The following is a 14248-nucleotide window of genomic DNA, read 5'->3' as shown; positions in this document are numbered from 1 at the left end:
GGCGCCGCCCCCGGGTCCTCGGGGGCGGCGCCGACGGCGTTGGCACGTCACGCAGGCCTGGGTACGACCTCAAGGCCCACGGGACCGTTGATGATGAAGGACTCCACGCGGGCGGGCTGTTCGCCCGGATGCGCCAGGGCGAGATCGGGGAGTCGGCCGAACAGCGTGCTCAGGGCGACGTCCGCTTCCAGACGGGCGAGGTGCGCGCCGAGGCAGAAGTGCGGACCGTGACCGAACGCGAGGTGTTCCTTGCTGGACCGGGTGGGGTCGAAGCGCTCCGGGCACTGCGGGTGCAGCTCCGGGTCGCGTCCGGCGGCCGCGAAGCCGACGGTGATCGCATCGCCCTTGCGGATGACGACGCCGTCTCCCAGGTCGATGTCATCGAGGGCGCACCGCATCGGTATGTGCATGATCGGGCCCTCGACGCGCAGCGTCTCCTCGATGACGTCCGGCCAGCCGATGGCCCCCTCGTGGATCCGGGCGAGGGTCTCGGGATGGTCGAGCACGGCCTGGACGGCACTGGTGATGAGGTTGACGGTGGTCTCGTAGCCGGCGCCGATCATGAGGAAGAGCGTGCCGAGCAGCACGTCCTCCGGCATCGGCTCCTGACCGGGGTCGGACGGCAGCAGCAGGTCGCTGGTCAGATCGGCGGCCGGGTGTTCCCGCTTGTAGCGGAGCAACTCGCCGAGCCGCTCGTACAGGGCGTTGTTGGCGGCCAGGGCCTCCTCCGGCCCGAGGGAGGAGTTCAGCACCGCGTCGATCCCCTTGCCGATCCTGGTGCGCAGGTGGTCGGGGACACCGAACAGGTCGGAGATGACCGTGATGGTGAGCGGCAGCGCCAGGGCCTGACGCACGTCGACGACGGTACCGGGCGGCAGTTCGGCCAGCGCGTCGATCAGGAGGTCGGCGGTCGCCTGGACCTGCGGACGCATCCGCGCCACCTGCCGCGGCGAGAACGTGGGGGCGACGCGCCGCCGGGACCTGCGGTGCTCCTCGCCGTAGAAGTTGAAGAAGCTCTGTTGCAGGGCGAGGGCGGCGAGCGGCCAGCCCTCGGGCATACGGTCCAGACCGGGCCAGTGCCGCCGCAGGTCGCGTGAGACGCGCGGATCGTTGGTCAACGCCTGGATGACGCTGTGCCGGGTGACCGCCCAGGCACGGACCGGCCCCGGAAGTTCCACCAGCACGGCCGGTGCCTCGCGCAGCGAGGTCGCCTCGGTGTGCATCGCACGGCCGGTGGGATCGAGAACGGGACATCTGGTGATGGACATGGACGACATGGAGTGCTCCCTCAGTGGAGTTGGCACGGGGATTTCCGCCGGTCCCTGCTAGCCCCTGGCGGTCGCGACGTCAGGAGAGGCGACCGCTGCCGCTGCCGCGGTCGGTTCGGCGGTGTGTCGCGGGGACGAGTCGGCGGAGCGCTCGCGCAGGAACAGCGAGGCGGCAAGGCCGATCACGCCGGCCGCCGCCATGTAGAGCGCGATCGGCGTCCAGCTGTGGTACCTGCTGAGCAGGGAGGTGGCGATGAGCGGGCTGACGGCGCCGCCGAGCAGGCCGCCCACGTTGTAGCTGATGGACATCCCGGAGTACCGCAGCGCCGTGGGGAACAACTGCGGGTAGAACGCGCCCTGCACGCCGTAGTTCGCGGCGAACCCGGCGAACAGCGCCAGGAAGCCGAGCGCCATCAGCGGGAAGGACCTGGTGTCGAGCAGCGGGAACCAGGCGAACGGCGCCGCTGTCATGACGACGATGCCGCCGACGAAGACCCTCCTGCGGTCGTGGCGGTCACCCAGCCGGCCGAAGAACGGCACGGCGAGGATCAGGAAGACGCACGACCCGGCGAGCAGCGTCAGCATCTCCGGCCGGCTCGCGTGGATGGCCGCTCCGTACTTCAGCGAGAACACCGACCCGAGGTAGAACACCAGGAACATCGGCAGCGCCGACAGCGACGCGCACAGGGTGACCAGGGCGTGGCGCGACAGGAGGTCGAGCGCCGGTACGGTCCTGACCGCGCCCTCGGACTTCGCCCGCTCGAACTCGGGGGTCTCCGCGAGCCGCAGCCGGACGCGCAGCGCGAAGGCCACGAGCACCGCGCTGAAGAGGAACGGCAGCCGCCATCCCCAGGACAGCACCTGCCGGTCCGGAAGCGCCGTGACGAGCAGCAGGACACCGTTGGCCAGCAGCAGCCCCCAGGCGTTGCCGGTGCCGACGACCGCGGTGAGCAGGCCCCGCCTGTTCGGCGGGGCGCTCTCCAGCGCCATCAGGAATCCGCCGCTGGACTCCCCGCCCAGTGAGCATCCCTGGACGAACCGGAGGACCGTCAGCAGGACCGGGGCGGCGACGCCGATCGTCCGGTAGGTGGGGAGCAGTCCGATCAGGACCGTCGCGCCGCCCATCACGGTGAGCGTGGTGATCAGCGTCGTCTTGCGGCCCAGCCGGTCCCCGAGGTGCCCGAAGACGAAGGCGCCGAGCGGCCGGCCCACGAACGCGACCGAGAACGTCGACAGCGACAGCAGCGTTCCGGTGGCGGGGGCGAAGGAGGGGAAGAACAGCTTGCCGAAGTACAGGGACGAGAACGCCCCGTAGACGAGGAACTCGTAGAACTCGATGCTGTTGCCGATGAGGCTGCTCAGTACGGCTCGTCTGCGCTGCCCCTCGGGGGTGAGGACGGGATGCATGGCGTCTCCGAGGCTCGGTGGTCGACTGTGCGGAGGGAATCCGGGGCCGGAGCCGGACCCGGGCGGGCCGCGCCGGTGCAACGTCCGCCGGCGGCGCGGCCCGCGCACCGGTCGGACGACGTGCGTCCGGTCCGCGGCGGCCGGCGCCGTCCGGCGGCCGCGACCGGTCGAGCCCGGGGGGCTAGCTGTGGAAGTCCTCCTCCCACCACTCCTGCGCCGAGCGCGCGACCCGCTGCTCCTCGCGTCTGCGCAGCTCGGCCCGCTGCGTCTTGCCGGAGATGGTCTTGGGCAGTTCCGCGAACTCGATGCGGCGTATCCGTTTGTAGGGCGCGAGGTGCTCACGGGCGTGCGCGAGGATCTGCTGCGCGGTCCGCGCCTCCGGCCGGTAGTCGGCGGTGAGCGTCACGTACGCCTTGGGCACGGCCAGCCGCAGCGGCTCGGGTGAGGGCACCACCGCGGCCTCGGCGACGGCCGCGTGCCGCAGCAGCACGCTCTCCAGCTCGAAGGGGGAGATCCGGTAGTCGGACGCCTTGAAGACGTCGTCACCGCGTCCCAGGTAGCGGAAGAGACCGTCGGCGTCGCGGGTGGCGAAGTCCCCGGTGTGGTAGTGGCCGCCGTGCAGGGCGCGTGCGGTCGCCTCGGGATCGCCGAGGTACCCGCTCATCAGGCCGAGCGGCCGGCCGGCCAGCGGCAGGCAGATCTCGCCCTCCGCCAGGGCGCCCTGCACGGGGGCGCCGGTCTGCGGGTCCAGCAGCGCCACGTCGTAGCCCGGCAACGCCCAGCCCAACGCGCCCTCGACGATCGGCATCCCGGGCGGGGTCCCGATCTGGGCGGTCGTCTCGGTCTGCCCGTAGCCGTCCCGTACCGTGACGCCCCAGGCGTCGCGGATGCGGTGCACGATCTCCGCGTTCAGCGGCTCTCCGGCGGCCACCGCCTCGCGCAGCGACATCGGCCACCGGGTGAGGTCCTCCTGGATCAGGCTCCGCCACACGGTGGGCGGCGCGCAGAAGGAGGTCGCGGCGCAGCGCGACATCATCTCCAGCAGCGGACGTGCCGCGAACCGCGGCTGGTTGACGACCAGGACCGTCGCCTGCGCGTTCCAGGGGGCGAACAGACAGCTCCAGGCATGCTTCGCCCACCCGGGCGAGGAGATGTTCAGGTGCACGTCGCCGGGGCGCAGGCCGAGCCAGTACATGGTCGACAGGTGGCCGACCGGATAGCTCAGCCCGGTGTGCCCGACCATCTTGGGACGGGCGGTGGTTCCCGAGGTGAAGTAGACGAGCGACGGTTCCTCGGGCCGGGTCCGTACCGTCTCGCGCAGCGGTGCCGCGGCGTAGGCCCGCTGGTAGTCCTGCCAGCCCGCCACCCGGTCCCCGACGGCCACGCGGGTCCAGCCGCCGCGCAGGCCGTCGAGCCTGTGGGTGAGGTCGGCCTGTGCGATGACATGCCGCACCCCGCCCCGCTCCAGCCGTTCGGCCAGGTCTTCGGGTGTCAGCTGGACGGCCGCCGGGATCACCGCGGCGCCCAGCCGGAACGCGGCCAGCACGCACTCCCACAGTTCCACCCGGTTGCCGAGCATGAGCAGGACGCGGTCCCCGCGCCCCACACCGATCGATCGCAGCCAGCCGGCGACCCGACGGGAGCGCTCGGCCAGTTCGGCGAAGCTCAGCGCCGTGTCGGCGAGGACCGCGCCCTGCCGGTCCAGGTCCACCACGCGCAGCGCGGTGGCGTCGTTCCCGTCGGAGACGACGTCGAACCAGTCCGCGACCCAGCTGAACGTGCCGCCCAGGTCGGGCCGGGGGAAGGCGCGGGCGCGCGGCAGGTCCCCGTAGGAGGACAGCAGGTGGTCACGGGCGCGCTGGAACGCGCCGGTCGCTGTGGACATGGTGGCTATCTCCCGTCGAAGGTCGCGCGGCCGGGCCCGTCGGAGACGAACCCCCGCATGCCGGTCAGCCGGTCCTCGGTGGCGAACAGGGCGGCGAACACCGACCGTTCGACCGCCAGCCCGGCAGCCAGGTCGGTGGCCAGGCCCTGGTCCACGGCCGTCTTGGCGGCGTGCAGGGCCAGTGCGGGACCCTTCTCGAAGCGCCGCGCCCACCGCAGTGCGGTCTCCAGCACCTGGTCGGTCGGCGTGACCTGGTCCACCAGGCCCAGCCGCAGCGCCTCGTCCGCGCCGACCTGGCGTCCGGTGAAGATCAGTTCCTTGGCCTTGGCCGGGCCGATCAGCCGCGGCAGCCGCTGGGTGCCGCCGGCTCCCGGGATGACGCCGAGCAGGACCTCGGGCAGCCCGAGGCGTGCCTCGCTGCCGCAGATACGTGCGTCGGCCGTCAGGGCCAGCTCGCAACCGCCGCCCAGGGCAGGTCCGTTGATGGCGGCCACCACCGGCTTGGGGATGGCCGCCACCGCGTCGAAGGCGCCCTGGAGCACCGCCGCGTGGCGCACCATGTCGCCGTGCGTCATCGCGGCCATCTCCTTGATGTCGCCGCCCGCCGAGAACGCCCTGGGCCCGCCGTACAGGACCACCGCCCGGACCCGTTCGTCGGCCGCGGCCCGCTCGGCGGCGGCGCGCATCGCGGACTGCGCGGCACGGTCGAGCGCGTTCAGCGGCGGCCGGTCCAGGCGCAGGATGCCCACCGCTCCGTCGATGTCGAGCCACGCGGCGAGGGATTCCACCGCGGGTGCGGTCGTCATGACCACAGCAGGCCTCCGTTCACCTCGAGCACGTGGCCGTTGACGTAGCTCGACTCGGGGCCGGCCAGGAAGACCGCCGCGTCGGCGGCCTCGTCGGCGCCGCCGGGCCGGCCGAGCGCCAGCCGGGTCTTGTAACGCGCCCAGATCTTGTCGTTGGCGGTCAGCTGCTGGCCCATCCCCTCGTCGAGGATGCCCGGGGCCAGGGAGTTGACCAGGATGCCGCGGGGGCCGAGCTCGATGGCGCTGACCCGGGTGAACATCTCCACCGCGGCCTTGGTGGCGCAGTAGCCGGCCGCCCCGATGGCGACCCGGGTCGCCATGCTGGAGGAGACGTTGACGATCCGCGCGGCCGGACTGCGTTCCAGGTAGGGAATCGCCGCCCGGGTGCAGAGGAACACCCCGGTCAGGTTGGTGGCCACCATGTCCTGCCAGTCGGCGACCGGCAGCCGGTCCACGCGCCCGTCCCGGCTCACACCGGCGTTGGCCACCAGGATGTCGACGCCGCCGAAGCGCTCGGCGGTCTCGGCCATCAGCGCGGCGACCGAGTCGTCACTGGTGACGTCGACCGGGACGTACGCGCCACGGCCGGGTGCGAGGTCGAGGACCTCCTTGATGTCGTACGGGCTGCGTGCCGCGCACACCACCCGCGCGCCCTCCAGCAGGTAGCGTTCCGCGATCGCCCGGCCCAGTCCCCGGGAGCCCCCGGTGATCACGGCCGTCTTTCCGGCGAGCCTCATCATGATCCTCCTTGCGTGACGTCGGGTACCGGGAGCACGGCCGAGCAGCCGGCCGTACCGATCACATCGAAGGGCGAGCCGCAGCCCCGGCAGTCGTAGGGCACCTTGCACACCGCGCCGCCGAAGCGGCCGGCCCGCACCGCGTCCTCGCTGCCGCAGTAGGGGCACCGGGGAACGGCGCCCGCCACGCGGTAACCGGCGGTGCGCAGCGCCTCGCGGCCGGCGTCGGTGACCGCCGTGGGCTGCCACGCGCCGCGCTCCCACACGATCTCGATCCGGTTGCCCGGCGCCGCGTCGGTGAGCGCGGACCGTACCCGCCGGGCGATCTCGCCACGGGCGGGGCAGCTGAGCCGGGTGGGGGCGAGACGGACCACGATCCGGCCGTCGGCCCTGGCCACCGAGCGCACCACTCCGAGGTCGCCCAGGCCCACGTCGATCTCCGGATCGCGCACGTCGGCGACCACACCGGTGAGCGGGTCGGGGCTCACCGGAACACCTCCGGGGCGTAGTGCTCGCGGACGACACGGCCGTGCGCGAGGCAGTCGGCCAGGACGCTCCCGCCGTTCCCCGCGGCCCTCGCGACCGGCAGGTCGGGCAGGAGCGATCCGGGGCCGCCGCTGTCGCGGATCAGCGCCGCCAGACGCCCGTGCAGCTCCGCGGCCGCGGCCGACGGGCCGGGCGGCGCATCCGCCGGGACGTCCCGCGGGCCCGCGCCGAACAGGTCGCCGGCGCTCCGTGTCACCTCGGCGTACGCCTGCGCGAACTCCTCGCTCGTCTCGGGCCAGGCGGCCAGTGCCCGTGCCCACCGCCGCCAGTGGTCCAGGTGGACCAGCTGCTCGTCGCGGACGGCCGCGATCGCGGGCTCGTGCGCGGCGGGCTCCTCGGCGAGCACGGTGACCGCCGCGGCGATCACCAGACCGCACGCCACAGTGGACGGCCAGTCGCCGAGCCGGCCGATGACGCGGGACACCTGCCACTGCTCCCGCGGCCGTTCGAAGAAGTGGGCGTCGGCGGCGGGCCCGTCGAATCCGTGCAGCGCCAGGACCGTCTCGGCGTGTGCCAGCGCCTCCTGCCCGATCGAGCCGACCGCCAGCGACTCCTCCAGGTCGATGTAGTCGACGATGCGCTCGCCCAGCCGGTTGCCCAGCACGAACAGGTCGTCGGCGAGCGCGAGCCAGAGCCCGTCGAGGGCGCGACCTGCGACCCCGTGCGCGTCGCCGCACTCGGACACGGAGCCGCCGGGGCGTTCCCGCGCCGCTGCCGCCTGGGTGGCGACGGTGGCGGCCGGGGCGGCGATGGTGGCGTCCGGGGCGGCGGAGCGGTCGCGGCGCCGTGTGGTGGGGAAGCCGGGCTGGCGGTGCGGCATCCGGGTCTTGGCGGCCAACAGGCCGCGGTCACCGGCGCTGGAGACGATCAGGTCGCCGCGCCGGACCACCCAGAGCCGGAAGAGGTCGTCGCGGCGCCCGTAGGTCTCCTTGGCCAGGTGCCAGGCGGCGTCCCGGCGCGGTGCGACGAGGGAGCCGACGTGGCTGAGCGCCGAGCCGGTACCGGTCTGCGCGAACACCTCGTAGACGTCGTCGTCGGTGGGAACGTGCGGCATCACGCCACCCCCCGAAGCGCGCGCCGGTAGCGCGCGTTGCGGTCCAGCGCACCGCGCACCCAGTCCAGCCGGCGCTGTGACGCCGGGCCGCCGCCCGCGACGACCTTCTTCACCTCGGCCCAGTCGGGCATGGCGAACTCCCATTCACCGGACGGCATCTGACGGACCATCGCGGGATCCACATGCACGCCGAGCTTCCGGAAGACCGGGATGATCTTGCTCAGCCAGGCCTGGCGCAGCTCGTCGTTGCCGTCCGGCTTCAGGCCGATCTGGTACATCCGGTTGGCGTGCAGCGTCTCCGTGTCGGGCGGACCCAGGTACGCCAGCACCCGCGGCAGCCACATCTCGAACCCCTCCTGCACCCGGCGGCGCTGATCGGCGTCACCGTGCGTCAGCACCTCGTGGGTCAGGTCCAGGGCGTGCTGGTAGTGGAAGGACTCCTCGCGCTCGATCTTGCGCAGCGCGCGGGCGTACGGCAGGTACACGCCCTTCGTCAGCGACCGGAACTGGAGGATCGCCGCCGAGTTCATCAGGAGCAGCCCCGGGCCGAACTCCTCCCAGGACGCGAAGGAGTAGTGGAAGATGTTGTGCACCTTCGAGCGGCCCTCCAGGTAGTCCAGGAGGATCCGCTCGCGCGGCATGCCCAGGTCCTCGGCGACCCGCGCGGCCACATGCCCGTGGCCCACCTCGTCCTGGACCTTGGCCATCAGCATCTGCCGCCTGGTGTAGCTGGGCGCCCGGTCCAGCCACTCGGCGAACGGCAGCACGCCCACCAGCTCGTTGAGCGCCTGTACGGTGGCGAACCGCCTGGCGCCCTCCCGCACCTCGTCGGGCATCGGGTCCCACAGCTCGTAGCAGCGGAGTCCCGCCGCGGCCGCTGTCGGCATGTCTCACTCCTCTCGCAGCGCTTGCATGGTTTCCAGCGGTGTCTCGGGGGCTCAGTACCAGCGGACGACCACGGCCCCCGCCGTCATGCCGCCGCCCACTCCGGCCAGCACCAGGCGCTCGCCGCGCCGGAACGGCCTCAGTTCGTTCTCCGCGCGCAGGGTGAGCGGAATGGAGGCCGTGGCGGTGTTGCCGAACTGCGGTGCGGTCAGCGGCACCCGCTCGGGGTCGACGCCCAGTTCCCGCGTACACGCCTCCACCAGACGGGTGTTGGCCTGGTGCAGGATGAAGCGGTCCACGTCCTCCAGCCGTACTCCGGCCGAGTCGAGCGCCTCACCGACCACCTTGGGCAGCACGCCGAGCGCGTACTCGCGCACCTCCCGGCCCCGCATGCGGAACAGGTGCTCACCGGCCTCCCGGCTGCGGGCGTCCAGCGGTTGACGGGTGCCGCCGGCGGGCACCTCGACCAGCTCACGGTGCTCGCCGTGGGCGACCAGCCGCCAGCCCAGCACGCCGTACCCGTCCGGCACCGGTCCGAGCAGCACCGCGCCGGCCCCGTCGCCGAAGAGGCTGACGGTGCGCCGGTCGGAGCGGTTCATCAGCGAGGAGTAGATGTCGGTGCCGACCACCAGGGCGTGGTCACCGCCCTGGCCCGCCAGCCGCGCCGACAGCATCGAGTCGGCGACCGCCAGCGCGTAGAGGAAACCGGAGCACACCGCGTTGACGTCGAACGCCGGGATGTCGGACAGGCCGAGCTTGTCCTGGAGGATCGCCCCGGTGGAGGGTTGCGGCTGGTCGGGCGTCGACGTGGCCACGATCACCACACCGAGCCGGTCCACCGCCGTCGGCAGCGCGTCCAGGGCCTCGCGCGCGGCGTGCAGCGCCAGGTCGGACGTGACGGTGCCGGGCTCCCGGTACCTGCGCTCAAGGATGCCGGTCCGCTCGACGATCCAGTCCTCGTCCGCGCCCGTCCACTCGGCGACCTGTGCGTTGTCCACGACCAACGGCGGCACATGGCCGCCGAGTCCGAGAAATCCGAAGCCCATCAGACGCCCTCCGCCGAAGCGTGTTCCCGCGGTATCTGGACGACGGCGCAGGCCCAGGTCCAGGCCGCCCCGCCGCTGACCACCAACGCGACGTCGCCCGGCTGGAGCGGCGCCCGGTCCCGCATGTCGGCCAGGTTCGCGAGGAAGTCCCCGCACCCCAGGTGGCCGGTGGCGGAGCCGAACCGCAGGGGCTCGGCCTTGAGCAGCTCGCCGATCACCGGGCCGTAGATGTCGTCCAGCAGGCTCGCCCCGAGCCGCGGCAGCACGATGTACCTGATCCGCGGGTCGTCGAGCTCCAGCCCCGCGTCGTGCAGGCTGTCCGTGATCACCTTGCGGATGTTGAGTCCGGCGACGTTCGCGAACTTCTCCTTGCCGTACTCCGCCAGATAGGACTTCTTGGGAGTGCGCAGGTCGATGAAGCCGTCGTGCCACATGGGCGCCGGGCTGAAGTCGTTGCCGTGCCGCATCATCAGCTCGAACTGGGCGTCGGTCGCCGTGGCCAGGGACAGCAGGGCGTAGTCGTCGCTCCCCACGCCGCCTCGGTGCACCAGCGCAGCGGTCCCCGCGTCACCGAAGCCGAGGCCGTAGTCGGAGGTCCAGCGGTCCATCCCGGGAGGGCAGAACCGGTCGCCCGTCGTGACGAGCACACCACCGAGTCCGGCGTCGGCGGCCAGGTGCATCGCGGCCAACTGGAGCGCCAGCGCGCCCGCGTTGCAGCCCTGCTGGACGCCGTACGGCGTCGCGTGGCCGGCGCCCACGGCGTTCGCCACGTAGTGCGGTGGCGACCACATGTCATGGCCCTGGTGGTAGATCCAGGTGTGCAGGACCAGCCCCAGGTCCGACGGGCTCCAGCCTGCCCGGCTCAGCGCGGCACGGCCGGCCTCCGCCGCCATCTCGGGAGCGGACAGGGTGGCCGAGACCGGCAGCCGGCTGACGCCGAGCCGCTCCGCGTCCGAGTCGGTCAGCTTCCCCGCCGCCACGGCGTCCTCGACGTTCTCGCGGTCCGGTGGGAACCACGAGGTCACGGTCTTGATCCGTAGATCGTTTCCGAATTTCATGCAGGCTCCTTCGAAAGCTCGGGATCCGTATGGAGTGCGGGTCACCGGCCGACGAGTGGGGCCGGGTGAGTGCTCGGCAGTTCGTCCGGCCGGGGAGAAGGGGGCACGCCCTGCCTGGCGTGGTGCGCTCCGCAGGCCGTCCATCACCGGGAGCGGGCACTGGTGCGCTGGGCCACCGGCGGTTTCCCGCCCAGAGTCGCATACCTTCGCAGAGGTATGTGAAGGCGGCCGAGTGCAATGTCCGCGAACGGCTCCCGGGTCGCGCCGGCCTTGCGGGCGCCGCCTGTGTCGTCCTTCCCCGCGGGGAAGGTGCAGGCCCCTGTGCAAGTGAGGACCGTCCCCACTTGCACAGGGGCACCCTGCGCAAGGGCGCCGATGCGCGCCGGGGGAGTGCGGGCCGCCGGGGTCTGGTCCTTTGCGTGGCCCCGGCGCAGGGTCGCGGTGGCGGAGTGTCAACTGCGCGCCGCGTGTGTGAAGTTGGCCGGTCCTGTCGCCGTCCCCAGATTTACATACCTTCACGAAGGGATTATTCTTTACGGTGAAATCCACCCCGGGCGGTCCCCGCCCCGCTCACCCCGAAGGAAGTAGCCGCACGATGGCCACCTCAGACTCCCGATCGCCACGGTGGGCCGGGTACACCCTCGCCCTGCTGGCGTTCACCCAGTTCATCGTCACCATCGACTACAACATCGTCTATGTGGCGCTACCGGACATCGGTAGCCAACTCGGCTTCTCCGCACAGTCGCTGCAGTGGGTCGTCAGCGCCTACGCGGTCGCGCTCGGCGGACTGCTCCTGTTCGGAGGCCGCGCAGCAGACCGGATCGGCCCGCGGCGCATGCTGGTCACCGGTCTGGTCATCTACGCGTTCTCCTCCCTCACCGGCGGACTCGCGACGAACGCGGGGCTCCTGGTGGCCGCGCGCGCGGTCCAGGGCGTGGGCGGTGCGCTGCTGACACCGGCGACGCTGATGCTCGTCTTCACCACGTTCGCCCCGGGCCCCGAGCGCAACCGGGCCACGTCCGTCTGGGGCGCCATGGGCAGCGCGGGCCTGGCCGCGGGCTCGCTGCTCGGCGGCGTGCTCACCAGTGCCTTCGGCTGGAGCTGGGTCTTCTTCGTCAACGTCCCGCTCGCGCTGGTCACGGCGTTCGCCGCCACTCGGATCCTGCCGCCCGACCGCCCGCTCGGCACCGGCCGCAGCTTCGACGCCCTCGGGGCGGTGGTCGCCACCATCGGCTCCACGCTGCTGGTGTTCGGCCTGGTGAGCGGCCCGGCAAAGGGCTGGGGCTCGATCGAGGGCGTCGGCGCCCTGGCGGCCGGCGCGCTGCTGCTGGCCGGTTTCGTGCTGATCGAGAAGTACTCCGCCGACCCGCTGGTGCCGCTCAAGCTGTTCGGCCTGCGAGGCCTGGTCGTCCCCATGCTGGCGATGATCGTCTTCCAGGCCTCCCTGGGCGGTACCTACTACCTGCTCACCACCTACCTCCAGACGGCCCTCGACTACAGCCCGCTCGCCGCCGGCATCGCGTTCCTGCCGCCGACCGTGGTCTGCATGGTGGTCTCGATGAAGCTCAACGCCCGGATGCTGGGCTGGCTCGGGGTCCGCACCACGCTCTTCCTCGGCACGATCGGTACCGCCGTCGGGCTGGCCGCCATCATCGCCGGTATGTCCACGCACGGCTCCTACTGGGCGCTGCTGCCGGGAATCGCGATCTGGGGCGCCGGCGGTGGCTTCGCCTTCCCGTCGCTCTTCGTCGCGATCGCGTCCTCCGGGGCCGAACCGGCCCAGCAGGGGGTCGCCTCGGCACTCGCCTCCACGTGCCGCCAGATCGGCGGCGCCCTCGGCCTCGCGGCCCTGGTCGCCGTGGCGAACGCCCACGCCGGCCATGCCCCCGGCCCCCACGCGCTGGTGGACGGGCTCCGGACGGCAGGGTGGGTCGCCGCGGCGGGGACGCTCGCGGGTGCCTTCATCGGGCTCGGTCTGAAGAAGCAGCCCCGGCCGGCCCCCGCACCCGCCACCGCCCCGGCGTCGGCGGCGGAGGTCACCGATGCCGCCACGCAGGTGAGCTGACGCACTCTCAGCAGCGACGGGCGTCCGGTACAAGGGCGCCCTGGTGTGCGCACGACGCGGATGATCACGGGCGGGGGTCCGGCCTGAGCTCGGCCGCGCGCAGGGCCCTCGCCAGGGCGGACGAACGGCCGACGAGCAGGCCGCCGACCGCCGTCACCCCGATACGGCACCAGGACGGGCGGCGCCGGACGGCGTCCCGGACCCGGCCGCCGCCGCTCCGACAGAGAGCAACGAGTCTCGCGCGCAGGGTGTTTGGAGCACCGACGCACTGACACGCCGACGCACCGACGACACCGATGCCCGCGGCACGAAGCCTCGTGGGTTGCGACAGCTCGGGCCCCGGCCCGGCCCGTGGATCTGTCCTTGCCCGTCCGGTCACCAGCGATCCGAAGGCGACCGACGGCTGAGACGTCGACGTCGACAGTGATCGGATCGACCATCCCGCCGGACTGCGGCCGCGTACGGCGTCCTTTGACACCGCGATCTGCAAGATCATGGATGACAGGAGCCTTCCGATGCTTGGCCAGACCAGCCTGTTCGCCGATGCCGATGCCGATGCCGATACCGATACCGAAGCCGTTGTCGAGGCGTCTCCAGTGAAGGAGGTCCGCCGTCTGGACCGGGTGATCATCCGGTTCGCGGGAGACTCCGGGGACGGTATGCAGCTGACGGGCGATCGCTTCACGTCGGAGACCGCGTCGTTCGGCAACGACCTGTCCACGCTGCCGAACTTTCCCGCGGAGATCCGGGCCCCGGCGGGCACGCTGCCGGGCGTGTCCTCCTTCCAGCTGCACTTCGCCGATCACGACATCCTCACGCCGGGTGACGCGCCGGACGTCCTGGTGGCGATGAACCCGGCCGCTTTGAAGGCGAACCTGGCTGACGTGCCGCGCGGTGCGGAGATCATCGTCAACACCGACGAGTTCACCAGGCGCGCGCTGACCAGGGCCGGGTATCGGGCAAGCCCACTTGAGGACGGCACCCTGGACGGCTACAGCGTCCACCCGGTACCGCTGGGGACGTTGACGGTGGAGGCGCTGAAGGAGTGCGGCCTGTCCCGGAAGGACGCCGACCGGTCGAAGAACATGTTCGCGCTGGGTCTGCTGTCGTGGATGTACCACCGGCCCACCGAGGGAACGGAGGCTTTCCTGCGGAGCAAGTTCGCCAAGAAGCCGCAGATCGCCGAGGCGAACATCGCCGCCTTCCGGGCGGGCTGGAACTTCGGGGAGACGACCGAGGACTTCGCGGTCTCGTACGAGGTGGCTCCGGCCACGAAGGCGTTCCCGCCGGGTACGTACCGCAACATCTCCGGCAACCTGGCGTTGGCCTATGGTCTGGTGGCGGCGTCGCGGCAGGCGGGGCTGCCGTTGTTCCTGGGTTCGTATCCGATCACGCCGGCCTCGGACATCCTGCACGAGCTGTCGAAGCACAAGAACTTCGGGGTGCGGACGTTCCAGGCGGAGGACGAGATCGCGGGGATCGGTGCGGCGC

Annotated in this window: 12 protein-coding genes; 2 read left to right on the top strand and 10 right to left on the bottom strand. The window is 72.1% G+C overall.

The genetic code is table 11. The features are described from left to right. Positions 1 to 47: 47 nt before the first annotated feature. From IEZ11_RS49445 to IEZ11_RS49400, 10 genes are all read right to left on the bottom strand, one after another. Positions 48 to 1277: a cytochrome P450 family protein gene (locus tag IEZ11_RS49445; RefSeq protein WP_189269685.1), complete on the bottom strand. Its 1230-nt coding sequence runs from the start codon at positions 1275 to 1277 to the stop codon at positions 48 to 50. Between the two features lie 48 nt (positions 1278 to 1325). Then, the gene (locus tag IEZ11_RS49440; RefSeq protein WP_189269684.1) at positions 1326 to 2675 is read right to left on the bottom strand and encodes an MFS transporter; all 1350 of its coding nucleotides are present in this window, start codon (positions 2673 to 2675) and stop codon (positions 1326 to 1328) included. 181 nt (positions 2676 to 2856) lie between these two features. Beyond that, the gene (locus tag IEZ11_RS49435) at positions 2857 to 4560 is read right to left on the bottom strand and encodes an AMP-binding protein (protein ID WP_189269683.1); all 1704 of its coding nucleotides are present in this window, start codon (positions 4558 to 4560) and stop codon (positions 2857 to 2859) included. Between the two features lie 5 nt (positions 4561 to 4565). Further along, complete coding sequence (locus tag IEZ11_RS49430) at positions 4566 to 5366, bottom strand: enoyl-CoA hydratase/isomerase family protein (protein ID WP_189269682.1); 801 nt, start codon at positions 5364 to 5366, stop codon at positions 4566 to 4568. Beyond that, positions 5363 to 6103, bottom strand: a complete 741-nt coding sequence (locus IEZ11_RS49425; protein ID WP_189269681.1) for an SDR family NAD(P)-dependent oxidoreductase — start codon at positions 6101 to 6103, stop codon at positions 5363 to 5365. Before IEZ11_RS49425 ends, IEZ11_RS49430 begins: the two co-directional genes overlap by 4 nt. Next, entirely contained in the window at positions 6103 to 6591 is a 489-nt protein-coding gene (locus tag IEZ11_RS49420; RefSeq protein WP_189269680.1) for a PaaD-like zinc ribbon domain-containing protein, read from the bottom strand. The genes IEZ11_RS49425 and IEZ11_RS49420 overlap by 1 nt, the downstream gene beginning before the upstream one ends. Then, the gene (locus IEZ11_RS49415; RefSeq protein WP_189269679.1) at positions 6588 to 7703 is read right to left on the bottom strand and encodes a Phenylacetic acid catabolic protein; all 1116 of its coding nucleotides are present in this window, start codon (positions 7701 to 7703) and stop codon (positions 6588 to 6590) included. The genes IEZ11_RS49420 and IEZ11_RS49415 overlap by 4 nt, the downstream gene beginning before the upstream one ends. Beyond that, positions 7703 to 8590 carry a Phenylacetic acid catabolic protein gene (locus IEZ11_RS49410; protein ID WP_189269678.1) on the bottom strand — a complete coding sequence of 296 codons (888 nt, stop codon included), beginning with the start codon at positions 8588 to 8590 and terminating at the stop codon, positions 7703 to 7705. The genes IEZ11_RS49415 and IEZ11_RS49410 overlap by 1 nt, the downstream gene beginning before the upstream one ends. Before the next feature lie 51 nt (positions 8591 to 8641). After that, positions 8642 to 9634, bottom strand: a complete 993-nt coding sequence (locus IEZ11_RS49405; protein ID WP_189269677.1) for a 3-oxoacyl-ACP synthase III family protein — start codon at positions 9632 to 9634, stop codon at positions 8642 to 8644. Further along, positions 9634 to 10692, bottom strand: a complete 1059-nt coding sequence (locus IEZ11_RS49400) for a 3-oxoacyl-ACP synthase (RefSeq protein WP_189269676.1) — start codon at positions 10690 to 10692, stop codon at positions 9634 to 9636. The genes IEZ11_RS49405 and IEZ11_RS49400 overlap by 1 nt, the downstream gene beginning before the upstream one ends. A gap of 595 nt (positions 10693 to 11287) precedes the next feature. Here IEZ11_RS49400 and IEZ11_RS49395 point away from each other — a divergent pair. Then, positions 11288 to 12757: an MFS transporter gene (locus IEZ11_RS49395; RefSeq protein ID WP_229713977.1), complete on the top strand. Its 1470-nt coding sequence runs from the start codon at positions 11288 to 11290 to the stop codon at positions 12755 to 12757. A 515-nt stretch (positions 12758 to 13272) separates the two neighbouring features. Next, on the top strand, positions 13273 to 14248 hold a 976-nt coding region (locus IEZ11_RS49390; RefSeq protein ID WP_189269675.1), incomplete at its 3' end, for a 2-oxoacid:acceptor oxidoreductase family protein.

Source organism: Streptomyces fuscichromogenes (assembly GCF_014645815.1).
GTDB lineage: Bacteria > Actinomycetota > Actinomycetes > Streptomycetales > Streptomycetaceae > Streptomyces > Streptomyces fuscichromogenes.
The sequence above is the reverse complement of the archived record's forward strand: the minus strand, read 5'-3'. Positions and strand labels throughout refer to the sequence as shown.

What these genes read in the sequence shown, in the direction of transcription:
- IEZ11_RS49445 (WP_189269685.1), bottom strand. Translation starts at nt 1,277, where the DNA reads ATGTCGTCCATGTCCATCACCAGATGTCCCGTTCTCGATCCCACCGGC.
- IEZ11_RS49440 (WP_189269684.1), bottom strand. Translation starts at nt 2,675, where the DNA reads ATGCATCCCGTCCTCACCCCCGAGGGGCAGCGCAGACGAGCCGTACTG.
- IEZ11_RS49435 (WP_189269683.1), bottom strand. Translation starts at nt 4,560, where the DNA reads ATGTCCACAGCGACCGGCGCGTTCCAGCGCGCCCGTGACCACCTGCTG.
- IEZ11_RS49430 (WP_189269682.1), bottom strand. Translation starts at nt 5,366, where the DNA reads ATGACGACCGCACCCGCGGTGGAATCCCTCGCCGCGTGGCTCGACATC.
- IEZ11_RS49425 (WP_189269681.1), bottom strand. Translation starts at nt 6,103, where the DNA reads ATGAGGCTCGCCGGAAAGACGGCCGTGATCACCGGGGGCTCCCGGGGA.
- IEZ11_RS49415 (WP_189269679.1), bottom strand. Translation starts at nt 7,703, where the DNA reads ATGCCGCACGTTCCCACCGACGACGACGTCTACGAGGTGTTCGCGCAG.
- IEZ11_RS49410 (WP_189269678.1), bottom strand. Translation starts at nt 8,590, where the DNA reads ATGCCGACAGCGGCCGCGGCGGGACTCCGCTGCTACGAGCTGTGGGAC.
- IEZ11_RS49405 (WP_189269677.1), bottom strand. Translation starts at nt 9,634, where the DNA reads ATGGGCTTCGGATTTCTCGGACTCGGCGGCCATGTGCCGCCGTTGGTC.
- IEZ11_RS49400 (WP_189269676.1), bottom strand. Translation starts at nt 10,692, where the DNA reads ATGAAATTCGGAAACGATCTACGGATCAAGACCGTGACCTCGTGGTTC.
- IEZ11_RS49395 (WP_229713977.1), top strand. Translation starts at nt 11,288, where the DNA reads ATGGCCACCTCAGACTCCCGATCGCCACGGTGGGCCGGGTACACCCTC.